Raw genomic sequence first — 18,156 nt, 5'->3', positions numbered from 1 at the left:
ACGGGAGCGCAGGACTGGTACTTGATGTACCACCGAGGTTCGTCTACGGTAGAGGTGTAACGCCCCAGGACCATTCGGCACCGCCGGACTCCTGGGGCGATCGTCGTCTCCGGGGGAGTTGATGTGACCGGTCGGGCAGCCGTCGATGCGCTGGACATCGCCGCACTCGCGGGCCTCCCGCGCCTCTTCAGCGCTGCCCGTCTGTGCCCCTACCTCGCCGCGTGCGACGGTGATCGAGCTGGCGCTCTCCGGCTCTACGCCTGGAACATCGAGATGACCGCCGCGTTCTGGGGTCCGATCGCCGTGCTCGAGGTCGCCGTGCGGAACGCGATGCACGACGCCCTGCGTGCTGGACGGAACGACGACTGGTGGAACGACGAAGCGGTGCACCTCATGCCGCGAGAGCGCCGCGCCGTCGACGGTGCCACGGACACGCTGATGCGACGAGGCTTCGCCCGACCGACCGCCGACCAGGTCGTCGCCGCGACGAGCTTCGGGTTCTGGGTCGGGTTGACCGACGCCGGGGTGCCTCGCCACCCGACCCTCAGCTACGAGACCGTGCTCTGGCAACCGCGCCTGACGACGGCGTTCCCGCACCGCGGCACGCTCCGCCGCAAGGGTCTGCACCGCTTGCTCGACGACGTCCGCCGGTTCCGCAACCGCCTCGCGCACCACGAGCCGATCCACACCGCCCCGCTGGGGCACATCCGTGACGACATCGCCAGGATCGCGGGGGCCGTGAGCCGGGACGCCGAGCGACTCATCGTCGCGTCGAGTCGCATCGACGCCGTGCTCGATCGTCGCGACGAGGCGCTGCAGGCGGGTCGGACGGTCATCTGACCGCCCGCGGGGGCGCGCGTCCCTAGGCTCGGGCACATGGTTGATGCGGTGGTCGTCGGTGCCGGACCGAACGGACTCGCGGCGGCGGTGACGCTCGCGCGGGCCGGGCTGTCGGTCGAGGTCGTCGAGCGGAACGACACGATCGGCGGTGGTGCCCGCACGGCACAGCTGACGCTGCCCGGGTTCCACCACGACGTCTGCTCCGCGGTGCACCCCATGGCGCTGCAGTCCGAGTTCTTCCGGCTCTTCCGCATGGAGGACCGCATCGAGCTCCGGCTGCCCGAGGTGCAGTACGGCCACCCCCTCGACCGTGGCCGCGCCGGCATCGCCTACCGCGACCTCGAGCGCACCGCCGAGGGCCTGGGCATCGACGGCCGCGCCTTCCGGAACCTCATGGCGCCCCTGTCCGGCAGCGCCGACCAGGTCGCGGACTTCGCCACCGACGCGCTGCTGCACGTCCCGCGACACCCGCTCACCGTCCTGCGGTTCGGTCTCCGCGCCCTCGAGCAGGGGAGCGCCGCCTGGAACGCCCGGTTCCGCGACGAGGTCGCACCGGCGATGGTCTCCGGCGTCGCGGCGCACTCGATCCAGCACATGCCGTCCCTGTCGACCGCCGCGGCCGCGCTCTCGCTCGGCTCGTACGCCCACGCCCGCGGTTGGCCCGTGCCGATCGGGGGCAGCCAGGCGATCGTCGACGCGCTCGCCGCCGACCTCGTCGCCCACGGCGGCACCATCGAGACCGGGCGCGAAGTCCGGTCCCTCGCCGACCTGACCCCGGCGAAGGCCGTCCTCTTCGACACGAGCGTCCCGGGCATGCTGCACATCGCCGGGAAGCAGATCCCCACCCCGAAGCGCGGGGCGCTGCGCCGCTTCCGGTTCGGCAACGCGGCGGCGAAGGTCGACTTCGCGCTGTCCGACCCGGTGCCGTGGACGAACACCGAGCTGCGGAAGGCCGGTACCGTGCACATCGGCGGCACCCGTGCGGAGATCGCCGAGGCCGAGCACGCCGTGGCGCAGGGTCGGCACGCCGAACGCCCGTACGTCCTCGGGAGCGAGCCGACCGTGGTCGACCCGAGCCGGGCCCCGCGCGGCAAGCACGTCTTCTGGGCGTACGCACACGTGCCCGCGGGCTCCGACGTCGACCCGACCGACGCGATCGTCCGGCAGGTCGAGCGTTTCGCGCCCGGGTTCCGCGACACCGTCCTGCAGTCGAGCAGCCGCACGGCCGTCCAGATGGGCGAGTACAACCCGAACTACGTCGGCGGCGACATCGCCGCCGGGGCCGCGAGCTTCTGGCAGCTCGTCAAGCGGCCCGTCCTGTCGTCCGATCCGTGGCGGATGGGCGGCGGCATGTACCTGTGCTCGGAGGCGTCCGCGCCCGGCCCGGGTGTGCACGGCATGGCGGGCTGGCACGCGGCCCGCAGCGCCCTGCGGCACACCTTCGGCCTGTCCGAGCACGTCGACCTCGCACCGGAGGACTGAACCATGGCGAAGAACGTCCGCATCGTGCACTGCAGCCCGGAGGCCGTCTTCGACGTGCTCCGGGACGGCTGGCTCTACCCGACCTGGGTGGTCGGCGCCTCGCGCATGCGCGGTCAGGACCCGGGGTGGCCCGCCGTCGGTACGGAGCTGCACCACTCGTTCGGCATCTGGCCGTTCCTGATCAACGACACGACGATCTCGCTCGAGGTCGACGAGCCCCGGCGGCTCGTCATCCAGGCGAAGGGCTGGCCGGTCGGCGAGGCCCGGGTCGAGCTCGAGGTGGAACCGCACCCGCGGGGGAGCCGGGTGACGCTCCGCGAGAACCCCGTCCGGGGTCCCGGATCGTTCGTTCCCGGGTTCATCGCGCAGCCCGGCATCTGGATCCGCAACAACGAGAGCATCCGGCGGCTCCGCTGGGTCGCGGAGGGGCGCGCGGGCGCCCAGTAGACGGTCTGGAGGCTCGTGGCGGCACCGCCACGAGCCTCCCTACCGTCATCCGGTCACTACTCCGCGCGACTGAACTCGCTCGCTCGACGCACCTGGTCGTCCGTCAGGGCGACGCCCGTGTACCGCTCGAACTGGCGGGCTGCCTGCAGTGCGATGACCTCGGCGCCGGTGATCACGCGCGCACCCGCGGCGCGACCGGCGTGGACCAGCGGGGTCTCGGCGGGGAACGCGACCACGTCGAAGACGGTCGACGCGGCCTCGACACGGTCCTGCGCGAAGGCGAGGGCGTCCTCGTCCGCACCGCGCATGCCGAGCGGGGTGACGTTGACCAGGACGTCGGCCTCGGGCGCCTCCTGCTCGCTCGCGACCCAGTCGAAGCCGTACTGCTCGGCCAGGGCAGGACCGGTCTCCGCGTTGCGCGCGACGACGGTGAGCTGCTCGAAGCCCGCACCGCGGAACGCCGCCGTGACCGCCTTGGCCATCCCGCCGGAGCCACGGAGCACCACGCGGGCCGTCGGGTCGACGTCGTGCGTGCGGAGCAGGGACGCGACGGCTTCGTAGTCGGTGTTCGAGGCGGTGAGCACACCGTCGTCGTTCACCACGGTGTTGATCGACCGGATGGCGGCCGCGGACTCCTCGACCACGTCGACGAGGGGGATGATCGCCTCCTTGAAGGGCATCGACACCGAGCAGCCCCGGATGCCGAGCGCGCGGATCCCGGTGACCGCGCCGGGCAGGTCGGTCGTGGTGAACGCCTTGTAGACGAAGTCCAGCCCGAGCTCGTCGTAGAGGAAGTTGTGGAAGCGCGTGCCGATGTTGCTCGGTCGGGCCGCGAGCGAGATGCAGACCTGCATGTCCTTGTGGAGGATGGGCATGGCACGAGTCTCCCACGCCTGTGCCGATGGAGCGGTCCACTCTCGGTACCCGACAGCAGTGCCGTCCGGACGGGTTAGTGTGGCGGGATGCCGGTCTCCGTCTTCGATCTGTTCAGCGTCGGGATCGGCCCGTCGAGTTCCCACACCGTCGGGCCCATGCGTGCCGGCGCGGCCTTCGCGGCCGGGCTCGCCGACGCCCCCGTGACCGGGCTCGACGTCCACCTGTACGGCTCGCTCGCCTCGACCGGGCAGGGACACGGCACGCTCGGTGCGGTGCTCGCCGGGCTGATGGGCTCCGACCCCGAGACGGTCGACCCGGACGCGATGGCAGCGGCCCTGGACGACCTCGAACACACCGGTGTGCTGCGGCTCGCGGGCGGGGCGACGGTGCCGTTCCGCCAGGCCGACATCGTGCTGCACCCGCTCACCATGCTGCCCCGCCACCCGAACGCGATGCGGCTGCGGGCGACCGGTGCCTCGGGGGCGGTCCTCGCCGAGGAGACCTACTACTCGATCGGTGGCGGGTTCATCACGAGCGACACCGAGGGTGCCGTGGCCGAGGCCGCGATCCCCGTCGACGACGCCGTCCCGCACCCGTTCTCGAGCGGCGCCGAACTCCTCGCCGCGTGCGCCGCGACCGGCCTGCCCGTCAGCGGCATCGCGATGGCGAACGAGACCGCGACACGGACCGGTGCCGAGGTCCGCGCCGGACTCCTGCACGTGCACGACGTCATGCGCGCGAGCGTCGACCGCAGCATCCGCCGCACCGGCACGCTGCCCGGCGGCCTGACGGTCCGGCGTCGCGCGGCGAACTGGCACGAGCAGCTCACCCGCGACGACCCGCACCACGACCCGCTCTTCGCGATGGAGTGGGTGAACCTCACCGCGATGGCGGTCAACGAGGAGAACGCCACGGGTGGCCGGGTCGTCACCGCCCCCACGAACGGTGCCGCCGGGATCATCCCCGCGGTGCTGTACTACGCCCTGACCTACGTCTCCGAGGTCCTCCCGGAGGACCGCGACGACGCCGTGGTCCGCTTCCTGCTCACGGCCGGGGCGATCGGCTCGATCTACAAGGAGCGGGCGTCGATCTCGGGCGCCGAGGTCGGCTGCCAGGGCGAGGTCGGCTCCGCCGCGTCGATGGCGGCGGCCGGGTTGGCCGAGGTCCTCGGTGGGACCCCCGAACAGGTCGAGAACGCCGCCGAGATCGCGATGGAGCACAACCTCGGGCTGACCTGCGACCCGATCGGCGGCCTCGTGCAGATCCCCTGCATCGAGCGGAACGCGATCGCGGCGAACAAGGCGATCAACGCGGCCCGGATGGCGCTGCGCGGGGACGGTGTGCACCACGTGTCCCTCGACCAGGTCGTCGAGACGATGCGGCAGACCGGTGCGGACATGTCGACGAAGTACAAGGAGACCGCGATGGGCGGACTGGCGGTCAACGTCCCCCTCTGCTGAGTCGTAACAGGCAACGTATGCTTACGTTGTGTTTCTGACGATGCCTCAGTGGAGACGGCGGGAGCAGGCAGCGAAGCCACTGTCATCGGGCGGGTGGTCCTCCTGGGTACTGACTGCCCTTGGAACTGTCCTAGTTACCTTCGGGTCAATTGCAGTCGGTTACTTCATCTCGAAGGACGACGTGGCGGAGAAGGTTGCTTGGATTCTCGGCACCTCGCTCCTTACGCTTCTCGGGATTTTTCTGGTCGGTCTTCCGCAAGTGCTCTCTCAGCGCCGAGCACGAAGGCTCGCGAAGCAGATGACAGACTATAACGACGGACTGAGTTCCGTGCATGAGGGTCTCGCGCGACTGCTGCAGTCTGATCGTCGGCGGAGTGCGCGCAACGAGTTTTTTCGGGCCATGTTGCAAGGAGCAGTTGGCCTTTTCGGCTTGCGAGGCGCGCGAGTCTGCGTTTACTTGCTCGACGGACGCGAGGATGATGCTCAAGAGGCGTCGGATGCAGACTTCTATCTCAAGCTTCAGGACTACGCCGGTCGCAATGATGTCCCCCGTTCGAGCTTTCACCCCGACACGGACTATGGTGCAGCAATCATCGAGGCGGCTATTCAACAGCGTCAAGTGACCGTTTCAAATCGCTACGCAACTTCCGTGCCGCTGAACTACCACACCGGCACCGTCTGGAAGTCTTTTTTTGTGATCCCTCTTGCTGGAAAGGATCACGTGGCCCGCGGCGTTCTCACCGTAGACACGAGAGAATCGACCGTCTTCACTGAGGAGGACATCACGGTTGGATACTTGGTGGCGCGCCTCATCGGGGTTGGTGTGGAGGAGATCTATGATGCGGCAAACGAGGCGAGACCCGACGCGGCGATGACGATCGCGCAGCTGTTCAATTCCGGAATTTCGAAGGACCGAGGGATGGAGGGAAAGTGATGGCGACAGTGCATGATGTGGCGGCCAAGGTGCTCGATCATTTCGATCGCGGCATCTCCACCATGAAGCTTCAGAAGCTTTGCTACTTTGCCCAAGGCTGGTCTCTTGGCCTTCGCGAAGTGCCCCTGTTTCCCGACGACTTCGAGGCCTGGCGTAATGGTCCGGTTTGCTATGCGCTCTTTGATGGCCATCGCGGTCAATTTACCGTCAAAAATTGGTCGCGAGGGTCATCTGAGGCTTTGGGTCATCAAGAAGCGATCATTGTTGACGCGGTGGTGAGCAATTACGGCAGTCTATCGGGGCTGGAGCTCAGTGAACTGACGCATCGATCGGGAACTCCATGGGCTCAAGTGAGGCTAGAGAATGGGGTTCCAGACAGGGCTTCTTCTTCGATAAAAATCCCGCAGGCGGACATGAGGAAATATTTCTCTAGAACGCTGCGGGGTAGTTGACGGGCCGGTCAGTGGACCTGCATCTCCAGCGGGATCGCGCGCGGTGCGACGTGGTGCTGCCCGTCGTCGGTGCGGACGATGAGTGCGGGACGCCCCGGGGTGTCGAGGACGTCCACCGCCGTCCCGGCGACGAGTCGCCCGCGGTCGCGGTAGCGGACCACCGCGTGGATCGGGACGTCGTCGGCGGGGACCGGTCGCCACCGCGGTGCTCGTGCGCGCTCCGTCTCCATCACTCCACCATGGCGTCTGTCCGATTCGCGCACCAAATCGCTGAACGCTGCTCACGTGCACTGCCGGGAGGCACTCCGGCCGCCGCGGGTACGGTCGGACGCATGAGCGACACGGACCACGACCACCTCGGCGACGGCGTCGACATGTCCTTCGAGGAACGCCGACAGGACACCCTCCGCAGGATGTCCGGGTCGGACGAGCACGACGCCGACCCGCGCGTCGAGGTCTCCCGCGCCGAGGACGGGGACGTGCGCATCGACGTCGCGGACTCCGCGGCCGTCCGCCCCGGGGACGCCGACGGCACCGACCCTCGGACCGACGCGACGCAGGACCCCCACCCCGCCGACTGAGCCCTCCCTCGCACGACGCGACCCCGGCGACACCTCGCACCGCGGTACCGCTGCGAGCACCCGCCGACGGTGCATCCCGCGGGAAGGAGGATGATCGTCGGGTGCACCTCGTCCTCCACCGCGTCGACGGCGGCGTCACCGCGACGCCCCTGACCGACGCGGGGGAGCCGGCCGGCGAGCCGACGCGCCTGGACGAGCCGGGCCTCCCGGCCTTCGTCGCCGCGCACGACGCACCCGACGTGCGCTGGGTCTGGGACGACACCGCCCGCTGGTACCCGGCCGTCCTGGCGGCCGGAGGACGCGTCGGCCGCTGCGTCGACCTCCGCCTGTGCCGTCGCATCCTGCGCGGCGCGCTCGCCGCGCGGGGGACGGCCCTCGCGACGGCACCACCCGACACGTGGGACGACCCCGGCCAGGAGGCCCGCCCCACCCGCCCGACGCAGGCCCGCCTGTTCGACGACGCGCTCTTCACCGTCGCACCGGCCGACGACGCAGCCGATCCGGTCGCCGAGTTCCGCCGCCAGCTCGACGCGGTCGCCACGTCGACGACGCCGGGCGCACTGCGCCTGCTCACCACCGCCGAGTCGGCGGGAGCCCTCGTCGCGGCCGAGATCCTGTCCGCGGGTCTGCCCTGGCGTCCGGACGTGCACGAGCGCCTGCTCGAGGAGGAACTCGGCCCCCGGGTACCCGCCGGGGTGCGGCCGCGCCGGCTCGAGGAGCTCGCGGGGGAGATCCGCGCACACCTCGGCGACCCCGCACTCAACCCCGACTCGCCCGCCGACGTCCTGCGGTCGCTCCGGGCCGTCGGCCTGATGGTGACGTCGACGCGCAAGTGGGAGCTGCAGGAGCTCGAGCACCCGGTCATCGCGCCGCTGCTCGAGTACAAGCGCCTGTCCCGCCTGCTCACCGCGAACGGCTGGGCATGGCTCGACGAGTGGGTGCAGGACGGGCGCTTCCACCCGAAGTACGTCGTCGGCGGGGTCGTCACCGGGCGCTGGGCGGCGGACGGCGGCGGTGCCATGCAGCTGCCGAGGACGGTCCGCAGTGCGGTGGTCGCCGACGACGGCTGGGCCTTCGTGGTGGCGGATGCGGCGCAGCTCGAACCGCGGGTGCTCGCGGCGATGGCCGGTGACCGGGCGATGGCGACCGCGGGCGACGGGCGGGACCTGTACGACGGGGTGGTCGCCTCGGGCGCGGTCGAGACGCGGCAGCAGGCGAAGGGCGCGATGCTCGGCGCGATGTACGGCGCGACCCAGGGTGACGCTGGACGGCTCGTCCCGCGGCTGGCGAGGGCGTTCCCGGCGGCGCTGGGGCTCGTCGACCGGGCGGCCCGGGCGGGCGAGCGCGGCGAGCCCGTGACGACGCTGCTCGGCCGGACGTCGCCCGTCCCCGACGAGGCCTGGTTCGCCGCGCGCAACCGCGCCTGGTCGGTGGACGGCACGCCGGCGCAGCAGCGGGCGGTCGAGGGGCGTGCCCGCAGCTGGGGGCGCTTCACGCGGAACTTCGTGGTGCAGGGCACCGCGGCCGAGTGGGCACTGGCCTGGATGGGATCGCTCCGGACCCGGCTCGCGACCCGGTTCCCCGGCCCGCTGACGGCCGGGCCGCACCTGGTGTTCTTCGTGCACGACGAGATCGTGGTGCACACGCCCGTCGAGCACGCCGCGTTCGTGGCGGAGCAGGTCCGGGCCGCGGCGGTCGACGCCGGACGGCTGCTCTTCCGGGACTTCCCGGTGGTCTTCCCCCTGACGGTGTCGACGGTGCGCGACTACGGGGCAGCGAAGGACTGAGCCGGGCCGGCGCGTGCGGGTGCTCGCCCGCCGAGAGGACTGCGTCCGGGCAGGCGCGTGCGCGCTCGCAGCCTGGGACGGGCAGGGTGGGTCGATGGAGCGACACCACGACGAGGACCCCTCGGCTGCCGGTCGGGTCGACCGTGCGGAGCAGGCGGCGGTCGTCGAGGACCGGCGCGTCGGCGACCTCGACCTCACGACGTGGCGGTCCCGGGCCGGCCACACGGTCGCCGAGGGCTGGGCGGCACTCGGCCGTCGCTACGGCGCCCTCCCCCTGCTCGTCCTGACGCTGGCAGTCGGTGTCGGCATCGCCGCGACCGCGACCTGGGCGGCATCGGAGGTGTACGACGCCGTGCGGGCGTCCGACGACGTCGCGGTGCTCGACCGCCCCGTCCTCGACTGGATGCTCACCCTGCGCTCGCCGTTCGCCGACCAGGCGGTCACGTGGTGGACCGACATCGCCGGGACGATCGGGATGCCGATCGTCGCGGTCTGCTTCCTGATCGGCTTCACGGTGCAGCGCCGCGCCTGGACCCCGCTCGTGCTGCTCGTCGCGGCGAGCGGCGGCTCGCTCCTCATGACCATCGCAGGCAAGGACCTGATCGGCCGTGCCCGACCGCCGCTGTCCGACGCGGTGCCGCCGTACGAGCACTCGCCGTCGTTCCCGTCCGGCCACACGCTCAACGCCACGGTCGTCGTCGGCACGATCGTGTACCTGCTCATCCTGCGGCAGTCACGCACGGTCACCCGGGTGTGGACGATCGTCGTCGGCACGCTCTTCGTGCTGTCGATCGGCGTCTCGCGGGTGTTCCTGGGCCACCACTGGACGACGGACGTGCTCGCCGCGTGGGCCCTCGGTCTTGCGTGGCTGGCGCTCGTGATCACGGCGCACCGGCTGTACCTGACCGCCCTCCACCGGGGTGCCGACCCGGTCGTGCGCGGCCGCGGACCGGCACGCCCGGTCAGGTCGTCACGGTAGGTTCACCCGCATGGAAGAACGGGTCTTCGGCGGCAGGTACCGCGTCACCGGCACGCTCGGTCACGGCGGCATGGCCTCCGTCTACCGCGCCGTCGACGAGCAGCTCGGCCGCGAGGTGGCCGTCAAGGTCTTCCGGATCGGCGCGGTCGACCACGGCGAACGTGCGCGCGCCGAGGCCGAGATGCACACGCTGGCCGCGCTCCGCAGCCCCTCGCTCGTCACGCTCTACGACGCCGCACTCGACGACGGCAACGGCGACTCGTACCTCGTGATGGAGCTCGTCCCCGGCAGCGACCTGGACACCCGGCTGCGCGAGGGCCCGCTCGACACCACGACGACCGCGCGCACCGGCGCCCAGGTCGCCGAGGGACTCGCCGCCGTGCACGCGCAGGGCATCGTGCACCGCGACGTGAAGCCCGCGAACGTGCTGCTCGAGAGCGACGGCCAGCACGTCAAGCTCGCCGACTTCGGCATCGCGCTGCTCCGGGACGCCGCCCGCGTGACCGGGACCGGCACCGTCATCGGCACCGCCGCCTACATCTCACCGGAGCAGGTCCTCGGGCGCGAGGTCACCGGTCAGGCCGACGTCTACGCCCTCGGGCTCGTCCTGCTGCAGTGCCTGACGGGTGAACGACCGTTCCCCGGCACCGCCGTCGAGTCCGCCACCGCGCGGCTCACGCGGGGCCCCGACATCGACCAGCACCTGCCCACCGCGTGGCGGACGCTGCTGCACGTGATGACCGCCCAGGACCCGGCCGAGCGCCCGACCGCGGCCGAGGCGGCCCGACGTCTCCGTGCGCTCGAACGCGACGGGACGGCACCGGCGACCCAGCTGCTCCCGGGCGGACCCGGCACGCTCACCCGTGCTGCCGGCGGAGCGGCCGGTGCCGGAGTCGGTCTCGCCGGTGCCGCGCTCGGCGCCGGGGGACCGGACGCAGCCCACGCCGACCAGGCCACCCAGGCCGTGCCGGGCGCTGTGGACGGCGACCAGGCCACGCGGGCGATGCCGACCGCCGGCGGTGCCGACGCCGCGACCCGGGCGTACGACCGGACGGGTGCGCAGGACGACGTCGCGACGACGGTCCTCGGTGCCCAGCGGGGCGCCGGTGGAGCGGGCGCCGCTGCTGCTGCTGGCGGTGGTGCGGTGGCCGGTGGTGCCGCGTCGCGAGGAGCCGGTGGTCCAGCGGGGGCTGCCGGACGGGGCGGTCCCGGTACGGACGGATCGAAGCGACGGCGTGCGGGGATCATCACCGCGGTGGTCGTCGGGATCCTCGTCCTCGCGGGGATCGGCGTCGCGCTCTTCGCGCTGGGCGGGGGAGACGACTCGACGCCCGCGCCGACCGACTCCAGCGAGCCCTCGTCGCCGACGGAGCAGCAGACGAGCGAGCCGGAGCAGCAGCCCAGCCAGGAGCAGCAGCAGCCGAGCGAGCCCGCGCAGGAACCGAGCGAGCCGGCAGAGGAGCCCACCGAGGAGCAGCAGCCGAGCGAGCCCGCGGAGGAGCCGAGCCAGCCCGCCGACGACCCGAGCGTCGGCCCCCAGCCGGGCGGTCCGGCGTCGAACCCCGTCGAGGCCCCCCAGGGCGGCGCGGGCAACAGCGGCAACGGCAACGGTCCCGGGAGCAACAGCGGCAAGGGCAAGGGGTCCGGTGCGGCGGACACGACGGTCGACACCACCGTCGGGTCGCTCACCCAGGGGCCGGCGACGGGCCCCGGCCGCGGCTGACGCGGTCGCTGCTGACCCCGGCGCGGTGGACGGACAGCGTCGAGCCGACGCCCACCGTCGCGGGAGCACGCTCGGAGCATGTCGATGAGCACACCGTTCGATCCGCAGCAGCCCGGCGCCGACCTCCCCGTGGACGGCGACGACCAGACCGAGATCGAGGTCGAGGAGGACCGCGGCGCCGACGTCGGCCCGGACTCGGTCGACCCGTCGGTCTCGCCAGCCCCGCACGAGGACGAGGACGAGGCCGGCGGGGGCCCGGTCGCCCGGTGACCCGAGACGGCTGGCCGCTGACGGACACCACCGACGCCTGACACCTCGCTGCCAGCCACGGACGGCAAGCTCGTGCGCATGTCGTTCGCGAACGCGTGGGACCCGTCGAAGGGTCGCGCCATCCCAGAGGACCAGGTCACCGAGCACGGGCTCGAGCTCGACGAGGACACCGCCGCCGAGCTCGGCATCTCGTTCGACGTCGTCGGCGGAGCGTCGGCCGACCCCTCGCGGGTCTCACCCGTCGACGTGCGGGTGCCGAGCGCCTCGACCACCGACGACTGACCGCCCGCCCCGACCGAGCCGAGCAGAGTCGAGCCGAGCCGAGCAGCCCGGGGCACGACGTGCTTCAGCACAACGGGGAGCACGTGACACCACGGACTTCCGTGGCGCGACGTGCTCCCCGTTGAGCGGAGCCCGGCACGCTCAGGGCCGAGCTCCGGAGCGCGGCACGGTCAAGGCCCAGCCCCGCAGCTCGGTCAGGGGACGGTGTGCCCCGCCGCCGTCAGGACGCGGTACCACTCCTCGCGCGAGAGCCGGACGTCGGAACCCGCGGCCGAGTCCCGCACCCGCTGCGGGTTCGTCGTGCCCAGGACGACCTGGAAGTGCGCGGGGTGTCGGGTGATCCAAGCGACCGCGATCCCCGTCGGGGTGACGCCGTGTGCCGAGGCGAGCTCCTCGAGCACGTCGTTGAGCTCGGCGTACTGCTCGCGGTCGCCGAGGAAGACGCCGTCGAAGAAGCCCTTCTGGAACGGCGACCAGGCCTGCAGCGTGACGTCGTTCAGGCGCGCGTGGTTGAGGATGTCGTTGTCGCGGTCGATCGACTGGTCGAGCCCGGCCATGTTCGCCGTCAGGCCCTGCGTGATCACGTTGGCGTGCGTGATGCTCAGCTGCACCTGGTTGAACGCGAGCGGCTGCCGCACCGACCGCTTCAGCAGCTCGACCTGACCGGGGGTGTGGTTCGAGACGCCGAAGTGGTGCACCTTGCCGGCGGCGTGCAGCTCGTCGAACGCCCGGGCGACCTCCTCGGGCTCGACGAGGGCGTCGGGACGGTGCAGGAGCAGCACGTCCACGTAGTCGGTCCGCAGCGCCTCGAGGGACTCGTGCACGGACTCGATGATGTGCTCGTACGAGAAGTCGAAGTACGCGCCGTCCGGCGTCGGGCGGATGCCGACCTTGGTCTGCAGCTGGATGTCGGCGCGCTCGGACGGCGACAGGGTGACGGCGGAACCGAACCGCTGCTCGCACCCGTGCCAGACGCCGTACACGGCGGCGTGGTCGAACATCGTGACGCCGGCGTCGCGCGAGGCGGTGTACAGCTCGCGGATGTCCTCGTCGCTCATGTCGTTGATCCGCATGAGGCCGACGACGACGTCGGACGCGGTGAGGTCGGTCTGTGGCAACTCCAGTGTCTTCACGCGCTCGATCCTGCCAGCAGCTCGCCGTGCGCAGAGAGGCCCTGCCGGTGCCCGTCGGGCCGCGCCCGGCAGTCACGCCCGATGCGACCGGGTGACGGACGGGAGGCGCGGTGCCGGACCGGCACCGCGCCTCCCGTCCGGTGCTCAGCGCGTGGGCGACGCGGCCGGGCCGAGCAGACCGAGGAACGTCAGGTCGTCCGCCACCTTGGTGACGAGCGCGTGGTCGAGCGACGGGATGTCCGGTGAGCCGAGCGGACGCACCGAGCGGACCGCGGCGGCGAACGCGTCCGCGGGGATCGCGGACCCGGCGTGCGGCACCTCCGGGGTCGCGAACGCATGCAGCAGCGGCAGCACCGAGCGTGCACGGTCCTCGTCCGGCAGCGCCTCGAGTGCGGACCGGAAGCGCTCGACCCACTCGGCGTGGTCCGCGACCCGCTCGATCGCGTACCCGTCCTCGACCAGCCAGTCGACGAAGGTGTCCAGCGAGACGCCGTCGTCGTGCGGGTTGACGACGTTGAACGTCCGGTGGCCTTCGACCACCGACGCGCCGATGGCGTCGATCGCGGCGGCCGTGAAGTCGGCGGGCAGGCCGTCGTAGTGCGAGCGCTGCACCCGGCCGTCCGGGGTCCGCTGCACGAAGGACACGGGTGCCAGCCCGGTCGCGAGCACGCTCCAGACCAGACGGGTGAACACGTCGGGCAGGTTCACCTGGCCGCGCCAGCGCGGGTGCGCCAGCACCATGTCGGAGCGGAACACCGCGACGGGGACGCCGTGCTGCTCGTGCGCCTCGCGGAGCAGCACCTCGCTCGCCCACTTGCTCGCGCCGTACCCGTTCGCGTACTCGTCGGCGATCGTCCACTCGGGGATCGTCGCCCGGAGGTCCGCTCGCTCGTCGAGTGCCGCGGGGGCGCCGGGGGCGACGTCCTCGGTCGCGCTCGGGCGGGCTCCACCGGCGACGGCGACGCTCGACACGAAGGTGACGGGCACACTCCCGGCGGCGATCGCGAGCCGGACGACCTCGGCGGTGCCGACGACGTTGGGCCCGAACAGCGCGGTGTACGGCAGGACGTGGTTCACCAGGGCGGCGGCGTGCGTGACGAGGTCGACCCGCGCGGCGAGGTCCTCCCACCGCGGTTCCTCGAGGCCGAGCAGGTGCTCGCTGACGTCCCCGGCGACCACCTCGAGCGACCCCGAGAGCTCGGCGAACCGGTCGGCGAACGCGGGATCGGCCGCGAAGGCCGCGTCCAGTCGACGGCGGGCAGCGGCGTCGTCCGACCCGCGCACGACGCAGACCAGCGTGCCGCCGACCGGTGCGAGCCGCTCGAGCCAGTCCATCGCGGTGAAGCGGCCGAGGTAGCCGTTCGCGCCGGTGAGCAGGACGGTGCGCGGCCCGTCCGAGGTGGGGCGGGGTGCGCGTGCCACCGGCGCGGGGACCGCACCGAGCAGGCGGTCCACCCGCAGGTCCGACGCCCGCAGCACCGTCGGGTCGGCGCCGTGCACGCGGGCGACGGTCGGCCGGTCGTCGGCGGCCGAGCGCTCGACGTACGCGGCCACGGCCGCGAGGTCGTTCGTCGGGTCGGTGATGACACCGACGGGCACCTCGGTCTCGAAGACGTCCTCGAGGACCCCGGAGAACGTCAGGGCCGACAGCGAGTCACCGCCGAGGTCCGAGAACCGGGCGGCCGAGGCGGTCTCGGTGCTGACCTCGGCACCGAGCAGGTCACGGGCGGCACGGACGACGGTGTCGACGGTCGGTTCGTCACCCACGTGCTCGCGCAGGGTCGCGACGAGGGTGCCGCTCTGCTGCTCGGCGACCGCGTCGTAGAGCGCCGCGAACCGGTCCCCGTAGCGGGCGGTGACCCGGGGGCGGAGGAGCTTGCGGGCATCGGAGAGCATGCCGTTGTCGACCGTGAAGGGGTCCGGTTCGACGATGATCGCTCGGGGCACCTCGTACGGCGCGAGCCCGTGGGCGCGGGCGGTGCGCTGGAGGGCGGCGAGCAGGTCGCCCTCCGTGGCCTCCGGGTCGACCGGCACGACGACCGCGACGAGGAACGCGTGCCTGCTGTCCCCGTGCAGGGCGATCTGCCGGACCTCCGGCGTCCCACCGAAGGTCGCCTCGAGGGCCGAGACCGCGACGAACTCGCCCTGTGAGAGCTTGATGACGTTGTTCCGGCGGTCGAGGTACTCGTACGTGTCCGGACCGGTCTGCGCCATCACGTCGCCGGTCCGGTAGAACCCGTCCTCGTCGAACACCGCGGCGGTGACGTCCGGGCGACGGAAGTACCCGGGGATCACCGCGGTGCTCTTCACGAGCAGCTCGCCGCGCGGGTGCGGTCGGTCGGTGGTGCGGTAGCCGAGCTCGGGGACGTCCACCAGCTTGTGCTCGGTGACCGGTGGCTGCTGCACCACGCCGTCGCGCAGGATGCTGCCCGCCTCGGTCGAGCCGTACAGGTCGTGCAGCGGGACGCCGAGGCACTCCTCGAGGTACGTGCGGAGCTCGGGCGTGAGCGGGGCGCTGGCGCAGACGGCCTGCCCGACGCGACCACCGAAGGCACGTGTCCGGAGGTCGTCCTGCACCTGAGCACGCACGGCCGGGGCGTCGGTGGCTCCGGCCGCGAGTCGGCGCTGCTCCTCGCGGGCGCCCTCCTGGCGGACCATCTCGGCGATCCGCGGGACGAGCACGAGCTCGGTCGGTGCGTAGACCCGCAGGTCCTCGAACAGGGCCGACAGGTCGGTCGAGGTCGCGAGCGCCACGGTGCCGCCGCGGCCGAACGTGGCGAGCAGCGCCGCGCGACCGGTCAGGTGGCTCAGCGGCAGGTAGGCGTAGCCGACGGTCACGGCGTCCGGGTGGTCCGGCGGCAGTGCGTGCCAGAGCCGCTCGACCATGGACCGCGTGTACATCGCGCCCTTCGGGGTCCCGGTGCTGCCCGAGGTGTACAGCAGCAGGGCGAGCGGGTCCTCGTCGGGCGCCGGTCGCCACGGGGTCGGCTGGGGCAGGTCGCGGCCCCGTGCCACGAGGTCGGCGAGCGTCGGCAGCGCCGCCGCACCGTCGGTGCCCTCGGCCCCGGTCGCCCCGCAGGCCGCACCCGTCGTGTCGAGCAGGACGGTGTGCACCTCGGCGGCGGCCGCGTCGGTGACCGCCCGGGCCGTCGCGGCCTGGTCGGCGGTGACGCCCAGCCACACCGGCGTCGTCTCGTCGACGATCGCACGGAGCTGCTCGACGGCCGCGCTGGTCTGCAGCGGCACGCTCACCGCGCCGAGCACCGAGCACGCGAGCTCGAGGAGCACGACGTCGGCGCTCGGCGGACCGAGCACCGCGATCCGGTCACCCGGGGCCACGGACTCGCCGAGCACCGCCGCGAGGGCCCGCGCACGGTCCCGGAGCTCCCGGAAGCTCGTGTCGGTGACGACCTCGCCGTCCCGCTGTCGGATCGCCGTTCGGTCGGCGTACCGGTCGAACACCGCCTCGACGGAGGTGTCCTCGTCCTGCTGCACCATGGTGGTTCCCTTCCTCGTTGGTCCGACGCGCCCCCGCGCGCGGCCTCTCAGCGCGCGGCGAGCACGATGCCCGCACGCGCCGTCCCCCGGTCCACTGCCCACCGTCCCGTCGCCGCGAACGCCGGGCCGCGACGCGCGCTCGCCGTGAAGGTCCCGTCCGGGCGCAGCTCCACGTGGGCACCGTCGATGCCGAACCAGCCGTCGTGCGCGGCCGAGCGGGCCTTGGCGACGGCCTCGGTCGCGGCGAGCAGGACGCTGTCCGGACTCTCAACCCCGGTTCGCCGGAGTGCGGCGAGACCCCGTGCGACACGGCCGTCCGTGACGTCCGCGATGCGCCGGAGCACTCCTGGCGGCAAGGGGAGGGCATGGGTGGCGTCGATGCCGATGCCGGCGTGGTCATCGCGCCGGGCGACGGCGCAGGCGCGCAGGCCGGGGCAGTGGGTGATCGTGCCGACCACGCCCTCGGGCCAGCGGGGAGCCCCGCTCCGACCCACGGGCAGTGCCGTCACCGGGGTGCCGATCGCCGTCAGGGCGCGGCGGGCGAGCAGGCGGCCGGTCCGGAACTCGGCACGCCGCGACGGGACGGCACGGGCGATCGCAGTGCGTTCGTCGTCGGCGAGGGGGCCGCTCAGGTCGTGGTCGGCGGCGGCGGCGACGACCGAGGCAGGGAGCAGCCCCACCCAGTCGGTCCCGCCTTGAAGTTGCACATTGCAATCAGACGCCCGGAAGCTCCGAGTCCCCCGGACGGGGCACGTCGCGGAGCGGCCGCGACCGGGTCCGTCAGGCGGGCAGGACCGCGACGACGGCCGAGCGGTCGCGCCAGGTCGCGGTCAGTGTCTCGCCGTCCGGCACGGGCAGTCCGATCACCCGCAGCACGACGAGGTCGCCGTGGTCGGTGTGCACCGTCGTCTCGGTCCCGTCGGTGCTGGCCGTGGCCGACGTCACCGTGGGGGAGTCCGGCGCCGACCCGCTGCCGACCGCCGTGCCCTCCTTGTCGAACCGTCCGGAGCCGTCGGCGCGCTCGAGCTCCGCTTCGTGCCCGCCGGTGGCGATCGCACGACGCAGGACGTCGGCGTACACCGGGTCCGCGACGGCGTCGTACACCCAGCGCTGCCCGAGCACCGAGTGGTGCATCTCGCACACCAGGGAGCCCCGGGCGCCGTCGAGCGGAGCGCCGCGGTAGGTCAGCGGCGTGTGCAGGAGCCGTCCCTCGGGCGTCCGCACGACGATCTCCTCGACGCCGACCTCACCCTCGGGGTCGTCGAACCGGAAGCGGGTGACGATCTCGACGGCGGCACCGGCGGTGAGGCCGCTCCACGGCTGCGCGGGCAGCCAGGCGGCGAGGGCCTCGGCCTTGGGCGGTCGGAGTTCTGCGCGGTGGATGACGGCCATGCACCGACGCTACCGAGCAG

Annotated in this window: 18 protein-coding genes; 12 read left to right on the top strand and 6 right to left on the bottom strand. The window is 72.5% G+C overall.

The window, feature by feature from the left end:
* Window positions 1-123 precede the first annotated feature (123 nt).
* The 3 genes from ACIQFY_RS11330 to ACIQFY_RS11320 are packed head-to-tail and all read left to right on the top strand — an operon-like array spanning window position 124 to window position 2,769.
* On the top strand, window positions 124-840 hold the full coding sequence (locus tag ACIQFY_RS11330; protein ID WP_235426401.1) for a hypothetical protein: 717 nt from the start codon (window positions 124-126) through the stop codon (window positions 838-840).
* A gap of 36 nt (window positions 841-876) precedes the next feature.
* Window positions 877-2,322: an NAD(P)/FAD-dependent oxidoreductase gene (locus ACIQFY_RS11325; protein ID WP_066657289.1), complete on the top strand. Its 1,446-nt coding sequence runs from the start codon at window positions 877-879 to the stop codon at window positions 2,320-2,322.
* 3 nt (window positions 2,323-2,325) lie between these two features.
* Window positions 2,326-2,769, top strand: coding sequence for an SRPBCC family protein (locus ACIQFY_RS11320; protein ID WP_400340115.1), 444 nt, complete (start codon window positions 2,326-2,328; stop codon window positions 2,767-2,769).
* Between the two features lie 56 nt (window positions 2,770-2,825).
* Here the strand turns inward: ACIQFY_RS11320 and ACIQFY_RS11315 are convergent, their stop codons facing one another.
* The gene (locus tag ACIQFY_RS11315) at window positions 2,826-3,644 is read right to left on the bottom strand and encodes a shikimate 5-dehydrogenase (protein WP_400340112.1); all 819 of its coding nucleotides are present in this window, start codon (window positions 3,642-3,644) and stop codon (window positions 2,826-2,828) included.
* 87 nt (window positions 3,645-3,731) lie between these two features.
* Here ACIQFY_RS11315 and ACIQFY_RS11310 point away from each other — a divergent pair, with 87 nt between their 5' ends.
* The 3 genes from ACIQFY_RS11310 to ACIQFY_RS11300 all read left to right on the top strand — a co-directional run bounded on the left by ACIQFY_RS11310 (window position 3,732) and on the right by ACIQFY_RS11300 (window position 6,491).
* The gene (locus tag ACIQFY_RS11310; protein ID WP_400340110.1) at window positions 3,732-5,105 is read left to right on the top strand and encodes an L-serine ammonia-lyase; all 1,374 of its coding nucleotides are present in this window, start codon (window positions 3,732-3,734) and stop codon (window positions 5,103-5,105) included.
* 181 nt (window positions 5,106-5,286) lie between these two features.
* Window positions 5,287-6,039: a GAF domain-containing protein gene (locus ACIQFY_RS11305; protein WP_400340107.1), complete on the top strand. Its 753-nt coding sequence runs from the start codon at window positions 5,287-5,289 to the stop codon at window positions 6,037-6,039.
* Complete coding sequence (locus ACIQFY_RS11300) at window positions 6,039-6,491, top strand: Panacea domain-containing protein (RefSeq protein WP_400340104.1); 453 nt, start codon at window positions 6,039-6,041, stop codon at window positions 6,489-6,491. Before ACIQFY_RS11305 ends, ACIQFY_RS11300 begins: the two co-directional genes overlap by 1 nt.
* An 8-nt stretch (window positions 6,492-6,499) precedes the next feature.
* Here ACIQFY_RS11300 and ACIQFY_RS11295 read toward each other — a convergent pair whose 3' ends face one another.
* Window positions 6,500-6,721, bottom strand: a complete 222-nt coding sequence (locus ACIQFY_RS11295; RefSeq protein WP_066657269.1) for a hypothetical protein — start codon at window positions 6,719-6,721, stop codon at window positions 6,500-6,502.
* A 102-nt stretch (window positions 6,722-6,823) separates the two neighbouring features.
* On the opposite strand from ACIQFY_RS11295, the gene ACIQFY_RS11290 reads away from it, so the two are divergent.
* The 6 genes from ACIQFY_RS11290 (at window position 6,824) to ACIQFY_RS11265 (ending at window position 12,113) form a co-directional block, all read left to right on the top strand.
* On the top strand, window positions 6,824-7,072 hold the full coding sequence (locus ACIQFY_RS11290; protein ID WP_245172042.1) for a hypothetical protein: 249 nt from the start codon (window positions 6,824-6,826) through the stop codon (window positions 7,070-7,072).
* A gap of 101 nt (window positions 7,073-7,173) precedes the next feature.
* Entirely contained in the window at window positions 7,174-8,859 is a 1,686-nt protein-coding gene (locus tag ACIQFY_RS11285) for a bifunctional 3'-5' exonuclease/DNA polymerase (protein ID WP_066657263.1), read from the top strand.
* 94 nt (window positions 8,860-8,953) lie between these two features.
* The gene (locus ACIQFY_RS11280; protein WP_400340101.1) at window positions 8,954-9,838 is read left to right on the top strand and encodes a phosphatase PAP2 family protein; all 885 of its coding nucleotides are present in this window, start codon (window positions 8,954-8,956) and stop codon (window positions 9,836-9,838) included.
* 10 nt (window positions 9,839-9,848) lie between these two features.
* A complete protein-coding gene (locus ACIQFY_RS11275) occupies window positions 9,849-11,561 on the top strand; it encodes a protein kinase (protein WP_400340098.1) in 1,713 nt (570 codons plus the stop codon).
* 84 nt (window positions 11,562-11,645) lie between these two features.
* Window positions 11,646-11,831: a hypothetical protein gene (locus ACIQFY_RS11270; protein ID WP_158407777.1), complete on the top strand. Its 186-nt coding sequence runs from the start codon at window positions 11,646-11,648 to the stop codon at window positions 11,829-11,831.
* Between the two features lie 78 nt (window positions 11,832-11,909).
* Window positions 11,910-12,113: a hypothetical protein gene (locus tag ACIQFY_RS11265; protein ID WP_326495912.1), complete on the top strand. Its 204-nt coding sequence runs from the start codon at window positions 11,910-11,912 to the stop codon at window positions 12,111-12,113.
* 194 nt (window positions 12,114-12,307) lie between these two features.
* Here ACIQFY_RS11265 and ACIQFY_RS11260 read toward each other — a convergent pair whose 3' ends face one another.
* The 4 genes from ACIQFY_RS11260 to ACIQFY_RS11245 form a co-directional block, all read right to left on the bottom strand.
* The gene (locus ACIQFY_RS11260; RefSeq protein WP_209684849.1) at window positions 12,308-13,246 is read right to left on the bottom strand and encodes an aldo/keto reductase family oxidoreductase; all 939 of its coding nucleotides are present in this window, start codon (window positions 13,244-13,246) and stop codon (window positions 12,308-12,310) included.
* A gap of 144 nt (window positions 13,247-13,390) precedes the next feature.
* Entirely contained in the window at window positions 13,391-16,744 is a 3,354-nt protein-coding gene (gene car / locus ACIQFY_RS11255; protein WP_400340093.1) for a carboxylic acid reductase, read from the bottom strand.
* Window positions 16,745-16,791: 47 nt separating this feature from the next.
* The gene (locus ACIQFY_RS11250) at window positions 16,792-17,451 is read right to left on the bottom strand and encodes a 4-phosphopantetheinyl transferase (protein WP_326495910.1); all 660 of its coding nucleotides are present in this window, start codon (window positions 17,449-17,451) and stop codon (window positions 16,792-16,794) included.
* Window positions 17,452-17,524: 73 nt separating this feature from the next.
* Entirely contained in the window at window positions 17,525-18,136 is a 612-nt protein-coding gene (locus ACIQFY_RS11245) for a CG0192-related protein (protein ID WP_326495909.1), read from the bottom strand.
* Window positions 18,137-18,156: the final 20 nt, after the last annotated feature.

The organism is Curtobacterium sp. NPDC092190, assembly GCF_044755625.1.
Lineage (GTDB): Bacteria > Actinomycetota > Actinomycetes > Actinomycetales > Microbacteriaceae > Curtobacterium.
Note: the sequence above shows the minus strand (reverse complement) of the source record. Positions and strands in the feature narration are given on the sequence as shown.

What these genes read in the sequence shown, in the direction of transcription:
- car (WP_400340093.1), bottom strand. Translation starts at nt 16,744, where the DNA reads ATGGTGCAGCAGGACGAGGACACCTCCGTCGAGGCGGTGTTCGACCGG.
- ACIQFY_RS11275 (WP_400340098.1), top strand. Translation starts at nt 9,849, where the DNA reads ATGGAAGAACGGGTCTTCGGCGGCAGGTACCGCGTCACCGGCACGCTC.
- ACIQFY_RS11315 (WP_400340112.1), bottom strand. Translation starts at nt 3,644, where the DNA reads ATGCCCATCCTCCACAAGGACATGCAGGTCTGCATCTCGCTCGCGGCC.
- ACIQFY_RS11290 (WP_245172042.1), top strand. Translation starts at nt 6,824, where the DNA reads ATGAGCGACACGGACCACGACCACCTCGGCGACGGCGTCGACATGTCC.
- ACIQFY_RS11295 (WP_066657269.1), bottom strand. Translation starts at nt 6,721, where the DNA reads ATGGAGACGGAGCGCGCACGAGCACCGCGGTGGCGACCGGTCCCCGCC.
- ACIQFY_RS11310 (WP_400340110.1), top strand. Translation starts at nt 3,732, where the DNA reads ATGCCGGTCTCCGTCTTCGATCTGTTCAGCGTCGGGATCGGCCCGTCG.
- ACIQFY_RS11320 (WP_400340115.1), top strand. Translation starts at nt 2,326, where the DNA reads ATGGCGAAGAACGTCCGCATCGTGCACTGCAGCCCGGAGGCCGTCTTC.
- ACIQFY_RS11265 (WP_326495912.1), top strand. Translation starts at nt 11,910, where the DNA reads ATGTCGTTCGCGAACGCGTGGGACCCGTCGAAGGGTCGCGCCATCCCA.
- ACIQFY_RS11300 (WP_400340104.1), top strand. Translation starts at nt 6,039, where the DNA reads ATGGCGACAGTGCATGATGTGGCGGCCAAGGTGCTCGATCATTTCGAT.
- ACIQFY_RS11280 (WP_400340101.1), top strand. Translation starts at nt 8,954, where the DNA reads ATGGAGCGACACCACGACGAGGACCCCTCGGCTGCCGGTCGGGTCGAC.
- ACIQFY_RS11270 (WP_158407777.1), top strand. Translation starts at nt 11,646, where the DNA reads ATGAGCACACCGTTCGATCCGCAGCAGCCCGGCGCCGACCTCCCCGTG.
- ACIQFY_RS11325 (WP_066657289.1), top strand. Translation starts at nt 877, where the DNA reads ATGGTTGATGCGGTGGTCGTCGGTGCCGGACCGAACGGACTCGCGGCG.
- ACIQFY_RS11245 (WP_326495909.1), bottom strand. Translation starts at nt 18,136, where the DNA reads ATGGCCGTCATCCACCGCGCAGAACTCCGACCGCCCAAGGCCGAGGCC.